13 protein-coding genes are annotated in these 16,682 nt (G+C 69.7%); 2 read left to right on the top strand and 11 right to left on the bottom strand.

Annotation, left to right across the window (positions count from 1 at the left end):
• The first annotated feature begins 1 nt into the window (after position 1).
• Positions 2–979, top strand: a complete 978-nt coding sequence (locus HDG69_RS11500; protein ID WP_343036399.1) for an FKBP-type peptidyl-prolyl cis-trans isomerase — start codon at positions 2–4, stop codon at positions 977–979.
• A 104-nt stretch (positions 980–1,083) separates the two neighbouring features.
• Here HDG69_RS11500 and HDG69_RS11495 read toward each other — a convergent pair whose 3' ends face one another.
• Positions 1,084–1,857, bottom strand: coding sequence for an SDR family NAD(P)-dependent oxidoreductase (locus HDG69_RS11495; protein WP_171783901.1), 774 nt, complete (start codon positions 1,855–1,857; stop codon positions 1,084–1,086).
• 310 nt (positions 1,858–2,167) lie between these two features.
• Here HDG69_RS11495 and HDG69_RS11490 point away from each other — a divergent pair, with 310 nt between their 5' ends.
• Positions 2,168–2,563 (top strand): VOC family protein, encoded by a 396-nt coding sequence (locus HDG69_RS11490; RefSeq protein WP_171783900.1) that lies wholly within the window; start codon positions 2,168–2,170, stop codon positions 2,561–2,563.
• Positions 2,564–2,831: 268 nt separating this feature from the next.
• On the opposite strand, the gene nrdF is transcribed toward HDG69_RS11490, so the two are convergent.
• The 10 genes from nrdF to HDG69_RS11440 form a co-directional block, all read right to left on the bottom strand.
• A complete protein-coding gene (gene nrdF, locus HDG69_RS11485) occupies positions 2,832–3,812 on the bottom strand; it encodes a class 1b ribonucleoside-diphosphate reductase subunit beta (RefSeq protein ID WP_171783899.1) in 981 nt (326 codons plus the stop codon).
• A gap of 68 nt (positions 3,813–3,880) precedes the next feature.
• Positions 3,881–6,007, bottom strand: a complete 2,127-nt coding sequence (nrdE, locus tag HDG69_RS11480) for a class 1b ribonucleoside-diphosphate reductase subunit alpha (protein WP_343036410.1) — start codon at positions 6,005–6,007, stop codon at positions 3,881–3,883.
• Positions 6,008–6,048: 41 nt separating this feature from the next.
• Positions 6,049–6,480, bottom strand: a complete 432-nt coding sequence (gene nrdI, locus HDG69_RS11475; RefSeq protein WP_171783897.1) for a class Ib ribonucleoside-diphosphate reductase assembly flavoprotein NrdI — start codon at positions 6,478–6,480, stop codon at positions 6,049–6,051.
• Positions 6,481–6,557: 77 nt separating this feature from the next.
• On the bottom strand, positions 6,558–6,800 hold the full coding sequence (gene nrdH, locus HDG69_RS11470) for a glutaredoxin-like protein NrdH (RefSeq protein WP_171783896.1): 243 nt from the start codon (positions 6,798–6,800) through the stop codon (positions 6,558–6,560).
• A gap of 585 nt (positions 6,801–7,385) precedes the next feature.
• Complete coding sequence (locus HDG69_RS11465) at positions 7,386–8,837, bottom strand: GH1 family beta-glucosidase (RefSeq protein ID WP_343036398.1); 1,452 nt, start codon at positions 8,835–8,837, stop codon at positions 7,386–7,388.
• The gene (yicI, locus tag HDG69_RS11460; RefSeq protein WP_171783894.1) at positions 8,834–11,134 is read right to left on the bottom strand and encodes an alpha-xylosidase; all 2,301 of its coding nucleotides are present in this window, start codon (positions 11,132–11,134) and stop codon (positions 8,834–8,836) included. The genes HDG69_RS11465 and yicI overlap by 4 nt, the downstream gene beginning before the upstream one ends.
• A 43-nt stretch (positions 11,135–11,177) precedes the next feature.
• Positions 11,178–12,080, bottom strand: a complete 903-nt coding sequence (locus HDG69_RS11455; RefSeq protein ID WP_171783893.1) for a carbohydrate ABC transporter permease — start codon at positions 12,078–12,080, stop codon at positions 11,178–11,180.
• Complete coding sequence (locus tag HDG69_RS11450) at positions 12,080–13,015, bottom strand: carbohydrate ABC transporter permease (RefSeq protein ID WP_171783892.1); 936 nt, start codon at positions 13,013–13,015, stop codon at positions 12,080–12,082. Before HDG69_RS11450 ends, HDG69_RS11455 begins: the two co-directional genes overlap by 1 nt.
• A 27-nt stretch (positions 13,016–13,042) precedes the next feature.
• Positions 13,043–14,368, bottom strand: a complete 1,326-nt coding sequence (locus HDG69_RS11445) for an ABC transporter substrate-binding protein (protein WP_171783891.1) — start codon at positions 14,366–14,368, stop codon at positions 13,043–13,045.
• A 119-nt stretch (positions 14,369–14,487) separates the two neighbouring features.
• Positions 14,488–16,581: a beta-galactosidase gene (locus tag HDG69_RS11440; RefSeq protein ID WP_343036397.1), complete on the bottom strand. Its 2,094-nt coding sequence runs from the start codon at positions 16,579–16,581 to the stop codon at positions 14,488–14,490.
• Positions 16,582–16,682: the final 101 nt, after the last annotated feature.

Genomic DNA, 16,682 nt, shown 5'->3' with positions numbered 1-16,682 from the left:
CGTGAAGCTCCGTATCCCCGCCGCCGCAGGCGTCGCGCTGACCGCCTCGCTCGTGCTGGCGGGCTGCGCCGACGACAGCGGCGCGCCCGAGGAGAACTCCCCGTCCGCCGAAGCCTCCGCCGAGGCCTCGGAGTCCGCCGCCGCCCCGGGGCAGGCCGAGCCCACCGAGGCCGACATCGCGGCGGTCGAGGCGATCGAGGTCACCGGCGAGGTGGGCGACGAGCCCGAGCTCGCGTTCGACGCGCTCGAGGTGTCCGTGCCGACCACCGTCGTGGTCGACTCCGGAGACGGCGACGAGCTGACCGAGGGCATGAAGGTCACGATGCACTACGTCGCCTACGACGCCGCCGGGGAGCGCATCGGCTCCACCTGGGAGCAGGACTACCCCGAGAGCTTCCTGCTCGGCGACCCGACCTACGAGCTGCTCACCGCGCCCCTGGTGGGCCAGTCCGTGGGGACACGGTTCCTCATCGCGAACCCGACCTACGACGCGCAGAACGAGCCGTCGACGGTCGTCAACCTCGTGGAGATCACCGAGGCCGTCGAGATCCCGGCGCGCGCCGAGGGCGAGGCCGTCGAGCCCGCCGACGGCCTGCCGACCGTGACGCTCGACGACCAGGGTGCGCCGTCGGTCGAGATCCCGGACGGCTACGAGGGCTCGGACGAGCTCGTGGTGCAGACCCTGATCCAGGGCGAGGGCGAGGAGATGGACGCCGAGCAGACCATCACCGCGCACTACACCGGCTGGACGCTCGACGGCGAGGTCTTCGACTCGTCCTGGGAGCGTGGCGACCCGTTCTCCCGGCCCCTGGCCCAGATGATCCCCGGGTGGATCGAGGGCCTGGCCGGCCAGGCCGTGGGCAGCCAGGTGCTCCTCGTCGTCCCGGCCGAGCAGGCCTACGGGGCGGAGGCCGACGGCTCCCACGAGCTCGCCGGCGAGGACCTGATCTTCGTCGTCGACATCCTCGACGCCGGCTGAGCACTCTCGACCGAGCACGCACCACGACGAACGGCGGGCCCTCTCACGAGGGCCCGCCGTTCCCGTGCCGCGACCTCGTCGACGCGAGCAGCTCCGCCGGGGGTCTAACGCCCTCGCTCTTCCATGATGGTGTTCGCCCCGTCGACCGTGATGAGCTGTCCCGTGATGTACGACGCGCCCTCACCGGCGAGGAACGCGATCGCGTAGGCCACCTCGTCCGCGGTGCCGGACCGACCGACAGGTGTTGCCGCGCCCATCACCCGCTCGTGCTCGGAGGCGGACGCCGTGTCGATCCATCCCGGGGCGACGGCGTTCACCGTGACGCCTGCTGCGGCGGTGTCGATCGCCATCGCGCGCGTCAGCCCGACGATGCCGGCCTTCGCCGCGTGGTAGGCGACGTCGCCACCGTAGGCGGCGACGGGCCCCGACACCGAGGACACGTTGACGATGCGGCCGTAGCCGGCAGCCTGCATGCGGCCCGTCACCGCACGGGTCATGAGGAACGTCGTGGTCAGGTTCCGGTCGATCGAGGCCTGCCAGTGGTTGCGGGAGAGTGCACCGGCGGTGCCCGACGCGTACGAGTCGGACACGGAGGTCATCCCGGCGTTGTTGACGAGGATGTCCACGCCACCGAACGAGTCCGTCGCGCACGCGACGACGGCGTCGACACCCGCCTGGTCGGTGAGGTCGGCCACCACCCCTTCGGCTCGGACACCGGCGGCGCGCAGCTCTGCGACCCGCTCGAAGATGCGATCCGTCGTCGACGTGATCACCACCCGGGTGCCGTCGGCCCCGAGAAGACGGGCTGCCGCGAACCCGATCCCCTGTGCGCTTCCCGCGCCGGTGACGATGGCTGCTCGCTGTCTCTGCGTGGTCATGATGAACCCCTCCGTCGATGTGTACGACTGCGCCAGGTTCACCACGGTCGACGTCGTGACGTCGATGCCGACCCGGTCCTCGCGCACGGATGCCCGCGTGGACACCGGCACGCCGAGTGAAGACCATGTGGCTGGCACAGGGTCAAGCCGGGTCGGGAAGAGGTCCGTCGTCCGCCCGACGCAGTCCGGCGGTCGAGCACAGACCCGGGAGAGGCATCAAGGCCCTTCGGCTCCTGCGGGCGGCCCGCGGCCGGCGTCGGGTGCAGGTGAGTCAGCAGCGGTTCAGGGCGGCCCGCTCTATGATCGGGTGATGGCTGTGCACTGGAGCATCGGGGCGGATGCCGGCGACCCGCTGCGGCTTGCTGAGTTCTGGGCGCTGGCGCTGGGGTACGTCCCAGAGCCGGGCTATGACGACGCCGACGGCGCCTCGTTGGTCGACCCGGACGGAGCCGGCCCGGCGATCGGCTTCTTGCGAGTCCCGGAGCCGAAGACGTCCAAGAACCGCTTCCACATCGACATCCGGGTTGCCGGCGAACCACCGTGGGACTGGCTCCAGCGGGCCGACCTGATCCGCGCGAAGGTCGCCGAGCTCGAGGCCGCGGGGGCGACCACCGTGCGCGAGGAGGAGTACGCCGACGAACGCGGTTCAGTTCTCGGTCACGTCGTCATGCTCGACCCCGAGGGCAACGAGTTCTGCGTCGCTTGAGGAGGTACCCCTTCGCTCCGGAGGTCAGAACGGGGGGCGTCTGAGCCCTGCTCGAGGAGCGGTGCTCGACGGGCGGTGAGCGGTTCTGCAGCGACGAGCCCGGTTCATCACGCCTGACGCGCGATGGCACGACCGAACGGGTGCTCCCGTCCGTCTCCGACCTCCTGTGTCCAGGGAGAGTCGGCACGCAAAGAGGCCCGGAACCGCAGGGATCTGCGGTTCCGGGCCTCTGATCAGCCGCGACGGGCGACGGGTGTCCGACACGAGGTCAGAAGTCCCAGTCGTCGTCCTCGGTCTCGACGGCCTTGCCGATGACGTAGGAGGACCCGGAGCCTGAGAAGAAGTCGTGGTTCTCGTCCGCGTTCGGGCTGAGCGCCGCGAGGATGGCCGGGTTCACGTCCGTCTCGTCCTTCGGGAACAGGCCCTCGTAGCCCAGGTTCATCAGGGCCTTGTTGGCGTTGTACCGCAGGAACTTCTTGACGTCCTCGGTGAGCCCCAGCTCGCCGTAGAGCGCGTCGGTGTACTCGACCTCGTTCTCGTACAGCTCGAAGAGGAGCTCGAACGTGTAGCCCTTCATCTCGTCCTGCTCCGCCGAGGTGAGCTGGGCGAGACCCTTCTGGTACTTGTAGCCGATGTAGTACCCGTGCACGGCCTCGTCGCGGATGATGAGGCGGATCAGGTCGGCGGTGTTCGTCAGCTTGGCGCGGCTCGACCAGTACATCGGCGCGTAGAAGCCCGAGTAGAACAGGAACGACTCCAGCATGGTCGAGGCGACCTTGCGCTTGAGCGGGTCGTCACCCCGGTAGTAGTCCAGGACGATCTCGGCCTTGCGCTGCAGGGCGGGGTTCTCCTCGGACCAGGCGAAGGCCTCGTCGATCTCCTTGGTCGAGATGAGGGTGGAGAAGATCGAGGAGTAGCTCTTGGCGTGCACCGACTCCATGAACGCGATGTTGGTGTACACCGCCTCCTCGTGCGGCGTGATCGCGTCGGGGATGAGCGACACCGCCCCGACCGTGCCCTGGATCGTGTCCAGCAGCGTCAGGCCCGTGAAGACGCGCGTGGTCATGACCTTCTCGGCGTCCGAGAGCGTGTGCCACGACTGGATGTCGTTGGACACCGGCACCTTCTCCGGCAGCCAGAAGTTGCCGACCAGGCGGTCCCAGACCTCGAGGTCCTTCTCGTCCTGGACGCGGTTCCAGTTGATCGCGGTGACGCGGTCGATGAGCTTGAGCTTGCCCGTGGGCGACATGGCAGGGTCCTTCGAGAACGTGAGGCGGAAGAGGTCGGGGCGGGCGCGCGGCGCCCGCCCCCAGGAGGTCAGAGCATGCAGCTGACGCAGCCCTCGACCTCGGTGCCCTCCAGCGCCAGCTGGCGCAGGCGGATGTAGTACAGCGTCTTGATGCCCTTGCGCCAGGCGTAGATCTGCGCCTTGTTGACGTCGCGGGTGGTGACGGTGTCCGGGAAGAACAGCGTCAGCGACAGACCCTGGTCCACGTGCTGCGTGGCCGCCGCGTAGGTGTCGATGATCTTCTCGTAGCCGATCTCGTACGCGTCCTGGTAGTACTCCAGGTTGTCGTTCGTCATGTAGGGCGCCGGGTAGTAGGCACGCCCGAGCTTGCCTTCCTTGCGGATCTCGATCTTCGCCGCCACCGGGTGGATGGAGGACGTCGAGTTGTTGATGTAGCTGATCGACCCGGTCGGGGGCACCGCCTGGAGGTTCTGGTTGTAGATGCCGTGCTCCATGACGGAGGCCTTGAGCTCGCGCCAGTCGTCCTGCGTCGGGATGTGCACGCCCGCCTGGGAGAAGAGCTCGGCGACCCGAGCGGTGGCGGGCTTCCACTCCGCGTCGGTGTACTTGTCGAAGTACTCGCCGGAGGCGTAGGTCGAGTCCTCGAACCCGCCGAACGCCCGGCCGCGCTCCTTCGCCAGCCTGTTCGAGGCCGCGATGGCGTGGTAGGCCACCGTGTAGAAGTAGATGTTGGTGAAGTCGATGCCCTCGTCGGACCCGTAGTGGATCCGCTCGCGGGCCAGGTACCCGTGCAGGTTCATCTGACCGAGCCCGATCGCGTGCCCGAGCTCGTTGGCACGCTTGATCGACGGCACCGACTCGATGCTCGTCTGGTCCGAGACCGCCGTCAGGGCGCGGATCGCCGTGTCGATGGTCCGGCCGAAGTGCGGCGAGTCCATCGTCCTGGCGATGTTGAGGGAGCCGAGGTTGCAGGAGATGTCACGGCCGACGTGGTCGTAGGACAGGTCCTCGTGGAACGTCGAGGCGGTGGAGACCTGCAGGATCTCCGAGCAGAGGTTCGAGTGGGTGATGCGCCCGGCGATCGGGTTCGCCCGGTTCACCGTGTCCTCGAACATGACGTACGGGTAGCCGGACTCGAACTGCAGCTCGGCGATGGTCTGGAAGAAGTCGCGCGCCTTGATCGTCGTGGACCGGACGCGGTCGTCGGCGACGAGCTCGTCGTACTTCTCGGTGATCGAGATGTCCGCGAACGGCTTGCCGTAGACGCGCTCGACGTCGTACGGGCTGAACAGGTGCATGTCCTCGTTGCGCTTGGCCAGCTCGAACGTGATGTCCGGGATGACGACGCCGAGCGAGAGGGTCTTGATGCGGATCTTCTCGTCGGCGTTCTCCCGCTTGGTGTCGAGGAACCGCAGGATGTCCGGGTGGTGCGCGTGCAGGTACACCGCCCCGGCGCCCTGGCGCGCGCCGAGCTGGTTGGCGTAGGAGAAGGAGTCCTCCAGGAGCTTCATCACGGGGATGACGCCGGAGGACTGGTTCTCGATGTGCTTGATCGGCGCGCCGTGCTCGCGCACGTTGCTCAGCAGCAGGGCGACGCCGCCACCCCGCTTGGACAGCTGCAGCGCGGAGTTGATGCCGCGCGCGATGGACTCCATGTTGTCCTCGATGCGCAGCAGGAAGCAGGACACGGGCTCGCCGCGCTGCGCCTTGCCGACGTTGAGGAAGGTCGGGGTCGCCGGCTGGAAGCGTCCGGAGATGACCTCGTCGACGATGTCGCGCGCCGTCTGCTCGTCACCGTCCGCGAGGCCGAGCGCGACCATCGAGACACGGTCCTCGAAGCGCTCGAGGTACTTCTTGCCGTCGAAGGTCTTCAGCGTGTACGAGGTGTAGTACTTGAACGCGCCGAGGAACGACTCGAAGCGGAAGTCCGCGGCGTAGGCGCGCTGGAACAGCTCCTTGACGAACGCGCGGGAGTACCTCGCCAGCACGGCCGGGTCGTAGTACTTGTTCTCGACCAGGTGGTCGAGCTTCGCGTCGAGCGTGTCGAACTCGATCGTGTTCGGCAGCACGTGCTGCCGGAAGTACGCGGACGCCGCCTCGCGGTCCTTCTCGAACTGGATCTTGCCGTCCGGACCGTACAGGTTCAGCATCGCGTTGAGCGCGTGGTAGTCGAGCTCCGACTGCTGCAGGGGCACGGCGACCGCGCTGTCCTGCTCGGTCGCTCCGGGCGTGCTGCTCACGCCGAGATCAGTGACTGTCGTTGCCAAAATCGTCCCAATCCGTCACGGACGCGCTGGGCGTCCTCGGCCGTCCCGAGCAGCTCGAAGGCATACAGGTACGGCACCTGGCACTTCGCCGAGATGATGTCACCGGCGATGCAGTAGGCAGCGCCGAAGTTGGTGTTGCCCGCAGCGATGACGCCGCGGATCAACGACCGGTTGTGGGTGTCGCCGAGGAACCGGCGGACCTGGCGGGGCACCGAACCGCCCTCGTTGCCCCCGCCGTAGGTGGGGACCATGAGGACGTACGGTTCGTCGACCGTCAGGAATCCGTCGGCCGGGCGCACCGGGATGCGGTGGACCGACATCCCGAGCTCCTCGAGCCCGAGCCTCTGGACGAACCGGTGCGTGTTCTCCGACACGCTGGAGAAGTAGACGAGCGACCCCATGTCACCCTCCCCCCGAAGGACGTGCTGCCGTGCCGAACCGGTCGCGGAGGTGCACCCGCGACCGGGCCGGAGCAGTATCAGGCCGAGACGGCCTGCTGCGCGGCGACGGCGCTGATGCGGTCGGGGCGGAAGCCCGACCAGTGCGTGTCGCCGGCGACGACGACGGGGGCCTGCAGGTACCCGAGCCCGCGAACCATCTCGAGCGCCTCGGCGTCCTCGGTGATGTCCACGACCGTGTACTCCACGCCCTTGCGGTCGAGGGCGCGGTAGGTCGCATCGCACTGCACGCAGGCCGGCTTGCTGTAGACCGTGACGCTCATGTCGCACTCCCTGTCTCGCCGCCCGATCGGCGGTCGTCCCGTGTCATGTCTGGTGGTTCCTGGCGACTGTCCCCGGCCCGCCGCTGTCGGCCGTCGGCACCCTTGCCGAGAGCCTGTGACCAGTGACGACACCAGTGGAACTACGCCGATGTTGTTGCCGCGGCTGCCGGTGGCTTCCGCGTGCCTCAAACACTACACCTAGTGTTTGCCGGACGCTCGCCCACGACATGTAGTGGTCGACACTGTTGTGGTTACACCGGTGTGATTCGCCCGGAATGGCCCCTGCGAGCCCTCGGAGGAGCCCTCGGGAAGACCTGCGAGCATCGTCGCACGAGCCCCTGACACACCCTCGTCGTCCACCCCGTGGTCCACCGTTCGCAGGCCGCACGGAGGGCGCGCTGGTGCGGCTCGCCCGCCGTCGTCCACAGCTCGTGGACGACGGCGGTCCACACCCTGTGCACGACGACGGGCGTCGTCTGCGGGTCGGCTACGGGTCGCCTGGCAGCGCCGAGCCTCAGATCTTCCTCACACCACGACGCCCGGGCGTGTCGAGCACACCCGGGCGCGTCGTCGGCCGGCGTGTCGTCAGTCGGTGGGGCCGGCCTCGAACACGGCCGGGAGACGCCCGCTGCGTGCCAGCCGGGCGTACCAGTACGCCGAGTCCTTCCACGTCCGCTCGCCGGTGGGGTAGTCGACGCGCAGCAGGCCGAACCGCTTGGAGAAGCCGTAGGCCCACTCGAAGTTGTCCATGAGCGACCACGCGAAGTAGCCGCGCACGTCCGCGCCCGCGTCGATCGCCGCAGCGACGGCGGCGACGTGGTCGCGCAGGTAGGCGACCCGTGCCACGTCGTGGACCCGGTCGATGCCCAGCGCCGGGTCCTCGACGACCTCGTCGTCGAACGCCGCACCGTTCTCGGTGACCGCCAGCGCCTGGTCGGGGTACGTCTCGTGCAGGCCGAGCAGGAGCTCGGTGAGCCCGGCGGGCTCGACGTTCCACCCCATCGCCGTGCGCGGGCCGGGCTGCGGGAGGAACTCGACGTCGTCGGCGGCCACCCACGGCGAGACCGCCGTCGTCTTGTGCCCGTCGGCGCGCACCGGCTCGCCGTCGCCGACGAAGCGGCGCACCCGCGTGGACGAGTAGTAGTTGACCCCCAGCACGTCGAGCGGTTGGCGCACGAGCTCGAGGTCGCCGTCCAGCACGAACGACCAGTCCGAGACGCCCGCGGTGTCGGCCTGGACGTCGGCCGGGTAGGCGCCCTCGAGCAACGGCCCCAGGAACACCCGGTTCGCCAGACCGTCGACCTGGCGCACCGCGTCCGCGTCCGCCGCCGAGCCCGACGCCGCCCGGAACACGTGCAGGTTCAGGGTGATCGAGCAGGCCGCACCCGGGATCTCCTCGCGGATCGCGCGCACGGCCAGGCCGTGGGCGAGGTTGAGGTGGTGCACCGCCGCGAGCGCCGCGGCCGGTTCGGTGCGGCCCGGTGCGTGGACGCCCGAGGCGTACCCGAGGTAGGCGGAGCACCAGGGCTCGTTGAGGGTGGTCCACAGCGCCACGCGGTCGCCGAGCTCACGGGCCATGGCGCGGGCGTAGTCGGCGAACGCCTCGGCGGTCTCCCGCACGGCCCAGCCGCCGGCGTCCTCCAGCTCCTGGGGCAGGTCCCAGTGGTAGAGCGTCACGTACGGGGTGATGCCCCGCTCGCGCAGCGCGTCGAGGAGGTTGCGGTAGAACTCCACCCCCTCACGGTTGAGCGGGCCGCGTCCACCGGGCTGCACGCGCGACCAGGAGATCGACAGCCGGTAGGCGCTCACCCCGAGCCGGTCGAGGTGGTCCACGTCCTCCGCCCAGCGGTGGTAGTGGTCGCAGGCGACGTCGCCCGTGTCCCCACCCTGGACGGCGCCGGGCACGCGGCACAGCGTGTCCCAGATCGACGGCCCGCGGCCACCCTCGGCGGCCGCCCCCTCGATCTGGTAGGCCGCGGTGGCGGTGCCCCACAGGAATCCTGGCGGGAACTGTCCGGTCGTGCTGATGGTGCTCACAGGTCGATCCTCACTTCTCCCGGACCGATGGCCTCGGTCCGCAGGCCACCGACCTGAACCGCCCATCGGGTGGAAGCGTTCCCACTCGAGACGACGACGGCGTCCTCGGTGCGTCGAACACGGAAGGTCGCCGGTGCGCCCTCGCCACCGGGCACACGGACCTCGGAGTCGTGACCGACTGCCAGCTCCACGCAGTGCAGCGTCACGTCCTCGGCCCAGGCGTAGTCGGGACGGTCGGTGCGGGCCCCGACAGGCAGCACGCTACCCGGTCGCACGAGCAGGGGCAGACTCGCGAACCCGTGGGTCTCGGTGACCCACCGCGGTCCGGTCACCACGTCACCGTCGATCGGACCGCCGTCGGCGACCGCACCGGGGTCGAGGTGCGTCCAGCGGCCCTCGGGCACGTACACCTCCGCCGTGCCGTCCTCCCTGAAGACCGGGGCGACGAGGAGCGCGTCGCCGAGCGTGTACTGCGTGTCCACGCCGAACGTCGCGCGGTCCTGCGGGAACTCGAGCACCATCGGACGCATCATGGGGGTCCCGTCCCCGACGACCTCCTCGGCGAGACGGCCCAGGTAGGGCATGAGCCGCATCTTCAGGTGGGTGAGACGGCGCGCGACCTCGACCGCCTCGTCGTCGAACACCCACGGCACCCGGTACGACGACGACCCGTGCAGCCGCGAGTGGCTCGACAGCAGCCCGAAGGCGAGCCACCGCTTGAAGACGCCCGCGTCCGGCGTCCCCTCGAAGCCGCCGATGTCATGGCTCCAGTAGCCGAACCCCGACATCGCCAGCGACAGCCCGCCCCGCAACGACTCGGCCATCGCCGCGTAGGTGGAGTCGCAGTCCCCGCCCCAGTGCACCGGCATCTGCTGGCCGCCGGCGGTCGCGGCCCGGGCGAACACCACCGCCTCCCCCGTCCCGCGGCGGCGCTCCAGCAGACCGAAGACGGCCTCGTTGTAGAGCTGCGCGTAGTAGTTGTGCATGCGCTCGGGGTCGGAGCCGTCGTGCCAGACCACGCCCTCGACCGGCACCCGCTCGCCGAAGTCGGTCTTGAAGCAGTCCACACCCTGGTCCAGCAGGCGCTCGAGGTGCCCGAGGTACCAGGCCGTCGCCTCCGGGTTGGTGAAGTCCACCAGGCCCATGCCCGCCTGCCACAGGTCCCACTGCCAGGTGCCGCCGTCGTCCGTGCGCAGCAGGTATCCCCGCTCGGCGGCCTCGGCGAACAGCGGCGAGCGCTGGGCGATGTACGGGTTGATCCAGGCGCTGACCTTCAGGCCACGCTCGTGCAGGCGGGCGAGCATGCCCTCCGGGTCGGGGAACGTCCGCGGGTCCCACTCGAAGTCGCACCACTGGTACTCGCGCATCCAGAAGCAGTCGAAGTGGAAGACGCTCAACGGCAGGTCGCGCTCCGCCATCCCGTCGATGAACGACATCACGGTCCGCTCGTCGTAGTCCGTCGTGAAGGACGTCGACAACCACAGCCCGTAGGACCAGTCCGGCACGTGCGGCGGACGCCCCGTCAACGCGGTGTACCGGCGCAGCACGTCCTTGGGCTCCGGGCCGGCGACGACGTGGTAGGTCAGCGACTGGCCCGGCACCGAGAGCTGCACGCGTGAGCTCACCTCGGAGGCGATCTCCAGGGAGACCTTCTCGGGCTGGTCCACGAACACCCCGTAGCCACCGCTGGTGAGGTAGAAGGGCACGTTCTTGTACGCCTGCTCGCTGGAGGTGCCGCCGTCGGCGTTCCAGACGTCCACCTCCTGACCGTTCTTGACGAACGGGCCGAACCGCTCCCCCAGGCCGTACACGTGCTCGCCCGGCGCCAGCGCGAGCTGCTCGTGCATCCAGTGCCCGCCGTCGTCCCCCGAGACCGCCGCCACCGACTTCGGCAGGCTCGAGGTCAGCACCCGGCCGTCCAGCTCGAAGTCGACTCGCCACGGCCCCTGCCGGTGCACGCGGACGGTCAGCCCACCGGTCTCGAGGACGCCGGCGGCCTCGTCGACCTTCACCACCGGCACGAAGCCGGGTTCGCGGTGCAGCGCGAAGTCCGGGCCGCGGCGCACCCCGCCCGCGTGGTGCTCGACGCGCACGGTGACCACACCGGGCGCCGGCGAGGAGTACGTCAGGGTGAGCAGAGGCCTGTTCAGCGTGTCGCCCCGGTGGCGGATCACGGTCGTCGGGGCGAAGACCGTCATCGTGCCCGCCGTCTCGTCGACGCGGACGTCGTCGACCTCGACGGCGTAGAGCGGTTCGATGCCGGGCCTGGACTGCCAGTAGCCGTCCGTGAACTTCATGGTCGGTTCACCTTCTCGTCGGTGGTGGTGCGGGGCGTCGGGCTCACTTCACCGCTCCCGCGGTGACGCCCCGGGTCAAGGTGCGCTGGAAGAGCAGGAAGAAGATCAGCGCGGGAAGGAGCGAGATCAGTGCGCCGGCATTCGTCGTCGGTGCATCCATCATGCGATCGCCCTGCAGGGAGGCCAGGGCGATCGGGATCGTCTGGGTGTCGTTCGTCGTCAGCATCACCAACGGGATGAAGAACTCGTTCCAGGTCCAGATGAAGAAGAAGATCATCAGCACGCCGAGCGTGGGCCGCACGATGGGGTAGACGACCTGCCAGAGGATGCGCCACCGGCCTGCTCCGTCGAGGGCGGCGGCCTCCAGCAGCGCCGGCGGGAACGTGCCGAGGACCGACGCCAGGAGATAGGTGCCGAACGCCGACTGGACCACCGTGAAGATGATGATGACCGACCACTGCGAGTTCGTCAGGCCCACCTGCCGCGCCATGTCGAACAGCGGGTAGATCAGCGCCTCCTGGGGCAGCATGTTCGCCAGCAGGAACAGCATCACGATCCAGAGCCTGCCCCTGACCTTGCCGATGCCGATCGCGTAGGCGTTGAGCAGCGAGATCAGGCACCCCAGCACGGCGACGACGCCGGCGATGAAGAACGAGTTCCAGAGCTTCACGGGGAAGTCCACGCGCTGCCAGAAGGTGACGATCCCGTCCAGGTACAGCGAACCGGGCAGGCTCAACGGACCGTTCTGGGCGTAGTCCGCCGGCGACTTGACCGCGTTGAGGACCATGATGACGAACGGGGCGAGCATCGCGAGCGCGACGACGACCGCGGCGGCCAGCACGAACCAGCGGGCCGCGCCGCGACGTCGCCGCCTCCGGGGGTGCACGCCGGTCGCCGCCGGCGTCGTCGGTACCACCTCGGTGGTGGAGCGGGTGTCGGTGACCATCAGCGTCCGGCCTCCTCACGGCGTTCGGCTCGCGCCTGCAGGACGAGGATCACCGCGGCCACCGCGATGATCACGACGGTCAGCACGGTCGCGACCGCCGACCCGTAGCCGACCCGGGACTTGTCGAAGAAGTTGAGGTACGAGTAGTAGCTCGGCACGAGCGTCGAGCTCTCCGGTCCACCGCGCGTCAGGACGTAGATCGGGCCGAACACCTTCAGCGCGGCGACCGTCGAGGTGAGCGTCACGACGAACGTCTCCGGCCTGATCTGCGGGACGGTGATGGCCCGGAACCTCCGCCACCAGCCCGCGCCGTCGAGCTCGGCGGCCTCGTAGAGCTCCGGGTCGACGCGCTGCAGCGCGGCCATGAAGATCACCACCGGGTAGCCGATCTGGACCCAGATGAGCACGAGCATCACGCTCGGCATCGCTGTCGCCGGGTCCCCGAGCCAGTTGGGCGGGTTCTCGACGCCCAGACCTCGAAGGATGACGTTCAGGGCTCCCGTCTGGGAGTTGAGGATCCAGTTCCACAGCACGCCGGCGACGGCGACCGGCAGGATCTGCGGCAGGTAGTACGTCGCCCGCAGCACCGACGCCACCCGGGCGCCGAAGCGCCGCCCGAGGTAGTCGAAGAGCACCGCGGCGAGGAGGAGACCGATCAGGGTCGGCACGACCACCATCGCCAGGATCATCGCGACGGAGTTCCGGAACGACGTCCAGAAGGCGGAGTCGCCCCAGAGGGCGACGTAGTTGTCGAACCCGACCCACTCCAGCGGTGCCAGGCCGCCGGGCCAGGAGAAGAGGCTGATGTAGACGTTGGTGACCAGCGGGTACCCGATGATCAGGACGAACCCGACCGCGCCGGGGATCAGGTAGGGCAGGTACGGCAGCCAGGCGGGCCGACGGCGGCGCGTGCGCGCCACGGGTGGTGCGGACATTCGAGGCTCCTCGGTGCCGGGACCGGCTCAGCTACCGAGCAGGTCGGACCTGCCGTCGGTGTAGGCGGCCTCCAGCCCCTCGAGCACCTCGTCGGGCGACTTCGACTGGTTGACGAGGGACTGCAGCTGGGTGACGACCACGTCGTAGTAGCCAGGGACGGGCCAGTCCGGGTAGAACGCCAGCCCGTCGGCGTCGAGGATCTCCTGGAAGTTCTCGGTGAGCTCGCGGGTCTTGTCGTCGTCGATCACCGTCGGGTCGCCGGCCACCGGCAGCCCGCCGGTCCGGGCGAGGACGTCCTGGACCTCGGGGCGCAACGTGATGTCGATGAACTCGGCGGCGAGCGACGGCGAGTCGGCGTTGGTGGGGACGACCCACAGGTTGCCGGAGGACCCGGCGTGCAGCTCGTTGCCGGGGAAGTTGAACTGGCCCCACTCGGCGTCCATCTCCTCGACGACGCGCCCGAACCACCAGGAGCCCGAGACCATCATCGGGTAGGTGCCGTTGATGAACGAGACCCCCATGTCCTCTGCCGTCAGTGCGGCCGAGTCGCCGGCCACGTAGCCGGCCTCGATCCACTCGTCGAGCTGCTCGGTCGCCGCGGTCATCTCAGGACCGTGGAAGTCGGCGTCCCCCGCGAAGAGCTGGTACCGGTCGACCAGGTCGCGGTCACCGTGCGCCAGGACGAGCTGGTACCAGAGCTGGCCCAACGGGTACTCGGCGCCCGCCTCGGCGAGCGGGGTGACGCCCTCGTCGGCGAAGGCCTGCATGACGTCCTCGAGCTCGTCGAGCGTGGTCGGCACGTCCAGACCGTGCTCGTCGAACATGTCCTGGTTGTAGTACACGCCGACGAACTCGCCGTAGTTCGGCACCCCGTACCACTCGCCGTCGCCCATCAGGCCCGACTCGTCGTAGCGCGCCGTGGTCGCGAGAGAGCCGGGCAGGGAGTCCGCCCACCCCTTCTCCTCGGCGACCTCGGTCAGCGGGCGCAGCAGGCCTTGCGAGGCGAGCTGCCCGGCGGTCGCGTTGCCCTTGTTGTACTCCATGACGTCCGGCACCTCGTCGCCGGTGAGCACGATCTTGGCGTTCTTCTGGATCTGCTCGAACGTCTGCTTCTCGAGGACGACCTCGACCTCGGGGTGCTCGGCCTCGAAGATCTCGATCGCCTCGGCCCACGCCTGACCCATCGCGGAGTCGTCGTTCTCGTAGTGCCAGATCGTCAGCGTGTCGGCATCGGTGTCGCCGCCCGTGGTCGGCGCGGCGCCCCCTCCCCCGCCGACGCAGGCCGTCAGTGCGGCCAGCGGCAGCACCACCAGCGCGGTGGTCCTCGCGACCTTGCGGGTGCGGTTGATCATCGGTCCTCCTCGTCGAGCCGGCTCAGCCGGGATGTCACTGCGTCGTCGAAGCGCTTCGATGACCGAGTATCAGGGAGCACGGTGGTCGAGTCAAGGCATCGCCCCTCGGCAGCGAGGCCTCAGGCCTCCCGCGGCACCAGGACGGCGGCGTCCAGAGCGGGGATGGTGGTCGTATCTGTGCAGTTCACACCGCTGATCAGGTCCGTCATCGCGGACTCGAGGCGGATCGTGGCGGGGCGCTCGGAGTGGTTGAGCAGAAACACCGCGTGACCCCGGTGAACCGCTTCGACTCCAGATGCCGTCCTGACCCTTCCCAGCACGCCCGTGACACCGGCTCGCTCCCAGGCGTCCACCAGCACGTCACGCAGCAGCGGCCCGGGGAGCACCGTGCCCACGTACCAGGTCGCTCCCGCTCCGTGCGACCGGCGGGTGACCGCGGCGCCGCCCGCGAGGTGACCGCCGTCGAAGGTGGCCAGCACCTGCGCGTCGTCGGCACGCAGGAGCTCGCCGAGGATCGTGGCACGGTGCCCGTCGCCCTGCGCGCCACCGGAGGGTTCGGCGCCGCCGTGCGGCCACGTCTCGTCGAGGGTGAGCGGCACCCCGTCGTCCGGCAACGGGACCCACTCCTCGCCGCTGACACCGAGCAGGTCGCGCAGCAGCACGGGCGACCGCCCGGTCCGCACGTGGGCGTTCTCGTCGGCCACGCCGGTGAACGGCCCCACGACGACGCTCGCACCACGGGACGCCGCCGACGCGAGCCCTCGGGCCGCGTCGACGGACAGCAGATAGCTCTGCGGCACCAGGACGACGTCGTAGCCCGCGGCACCCGTCACCGCGACGTCGTCGGGGTGCGCCAGGTCGACCGTGACACCCGCGTCCCACAGCACCCGGTACCACGAACGCAGCACCTCCAGGGTGCGCAGCCGGTCCGTGGGCCGTGCCTGCTCCTCCGCCGCCCACCAGGACTCCCAGTCGAAGAGCAAGACCACCCGCGCCGGGACCGGTGAGCCCACGACGTCCCGCAGCCGGCGCAGGTCGGCACCGACCTTCCGGACACCGTCATGGACCCGGGTGTCCGGTCCCGCGTGCGGCAGCATCGCCGAGTGGAACCTCTCGGCCCCGGCGCGCGACGCCCGCCACTGGAAGTAGCAGACACCGTCCGCCCCGCGGGCGACCGCCTGCAGCGCCTCGAGGCGTGACCGCCCGGGCGACTTGGGGAGGTTGTGGTCCCGCCAGCTCACGGACCCGACCGCGGCCTCCATCAGCATCCACGGGGCTCCGCCGCCGAGGGAACGCATCAGGTCGCACGCGAGGGCGGCGTCGGCGGGAGCCCACGGATCACCTGGGTCCGGGTAGGCGTCGTCGGCGACGACGTCCAGGTCCTGGGCCCACGACCAGTAGTCGGCGAGCGGGAAGAAGCCCATGAGGTTCGTCGTCACGGGTCGCTCCGGGTCGACGGCGCGGATGACGTCACGCTGCTCGCGGTACAGCGTGCGCAGCTGGTCCGAGGAGTATCGGCGGAAGTCCAGAGCCTGCGACGGGTTGACGTGGTACGGCATGCGTCGTGGCGGAACGATCTCCGTGAAGTCGGCGTAGTGCTGAGACCACACCGTGGTGGCCCATGCCTCGTTGAGGGCGTCGATCGTGCCGTAGCGCGCCCGCAGCCAGCGGCGGAACTCGACCGCGGACTCCTCTCCGTGGCAGACCTGCCCGAACTCGTTGCCGACGTGCCACATCCGCACGGCCGGGTGGTCCGCGTACCTGTCCACCAGGTCGCGGGTGATCGACAGCGCGTGCTCCCGGTAGACCCGCGAGGCGGGGCTGAACTGGTTGCGCGAGCCCGCCACGAGCCGCACGCCGTCGGCGTCGACCGGCAGCGTGTCGGGGTGCAGCCTGCCGAGCCACGGGGGCGGTGAGGCGGTCGGCGTCGCGAGGTCCACCGCGACGCCCCCGGCGTGCAGCAGGCCGAGGACCTCGTCGAGCCAACCGAACTCACGCACCCCGGGGCGGGGCTCGTAGCGCGCCCAGGAGAAGACCCCGACGGTGACGAGGTTGACACCGGCCTCCGCCATGAGGCGCACGTCCTCGCGCCACGTCGTCCGATCCCACTGCTCCGGGTTGTAGTCGCCGCCGTAGAGGATCCCGAGGTCGCCCGTCAGCTCCGCGAACCTGCCCCCGGCTGCTCGGCGCGCCGTCGCGCCCTGACTCGACACCGTCGTCCCCTCCCTGTGGCGCGCCACCGTGCGCGCCGGCCTCTCGACGTCGTACGACCGGCGCGTCTCGCCCGCGGTCGTTCTGTCGAAGCGTTTCAACA

The organism is Isoptericola halotolerans (genome assembly GCF_013149785.1).
Lineage (GTDB): Bacteria > Actinomycetota > Actinomycetes > Actinomycetales > Cellulomonadaceae > Isoptericola > Isoptericola halotolerans.
The sequence above is the reverse complement of the archived record's forward strand: the minus strand, read 5'-3'. Positions and strand labels throughout refer to the sequence as shown.

What these genes read in the sequence shown, in the direction of transcription:
- HDG69_RS11495 (WP_171783901.1), bottom strand. Translation starts at nt 1,857, where the DNA reads ATGACCACGCAGAGACAGCGAGCAGCCATCGTCACCGGCGCGGGAAGC.
- HDG69_RS11490 (WP_171783900.1), top strand. Translation starts at nt 2,168, where the DNA reads ATGGCTGTGCACTGGAGCATCGGGGCGGATGCCGGCGACCCGCTGCGG.
- nrdF (WP_171783899.1), bottom strand. Translation starts at nt 3,812, where the DNA reads ATGTCGCCCACGGGCAAGCTCAAGCTCATCGACCGCGTCACCGCGATC.
- nrdI (WP_171783897.1), bottom strand. Translation starts at nt 6,480, where the DNA reads ATGGGGTCGCTCGTCTACTTCTCCAGCGTGTCGGAGAACACGCACCGG.
- nrdH (WP_171783896.1), bottom strand. Translation starts at nt 6,800, where the DNA reads ATGAGCGTCACGGTCTACAGCAAGCCGGCCTGCGTGCAGTGCGATGCG.
- yicI (WP_171783894.1), bottom strand. Translation starts at nt 11,134, where the DNA reads ATGAAGTTCACGGACGGCTACTGGCAGTCCAGGCCCGGCATCGAACCG.
- HDG69_RS11455 (WP_171783893.1), bottom strand. Translation starts at nt 12,080, where the DNA reads ATGGTCACCGACACCCGCTCCACCACCGAGGTGGTACCGACGACGCCG.
- HDG69_RS11450 (WP_171783892.1), bottom strand. Translation starts at nt 13,015, where the DNA reads ATGTCCGCACCACCCGTGGCGCGCACGCGCCGCCGTCGGCCCGCCTGG.
- HDG69_RS11445 (WP_171783891.1), bottom strand. Translation starts at nt 14,368, where the DNA reads ATGATCAACCGCACCCGCAAGGTCGCGAGGACCACCGCGCTGGTGGTG.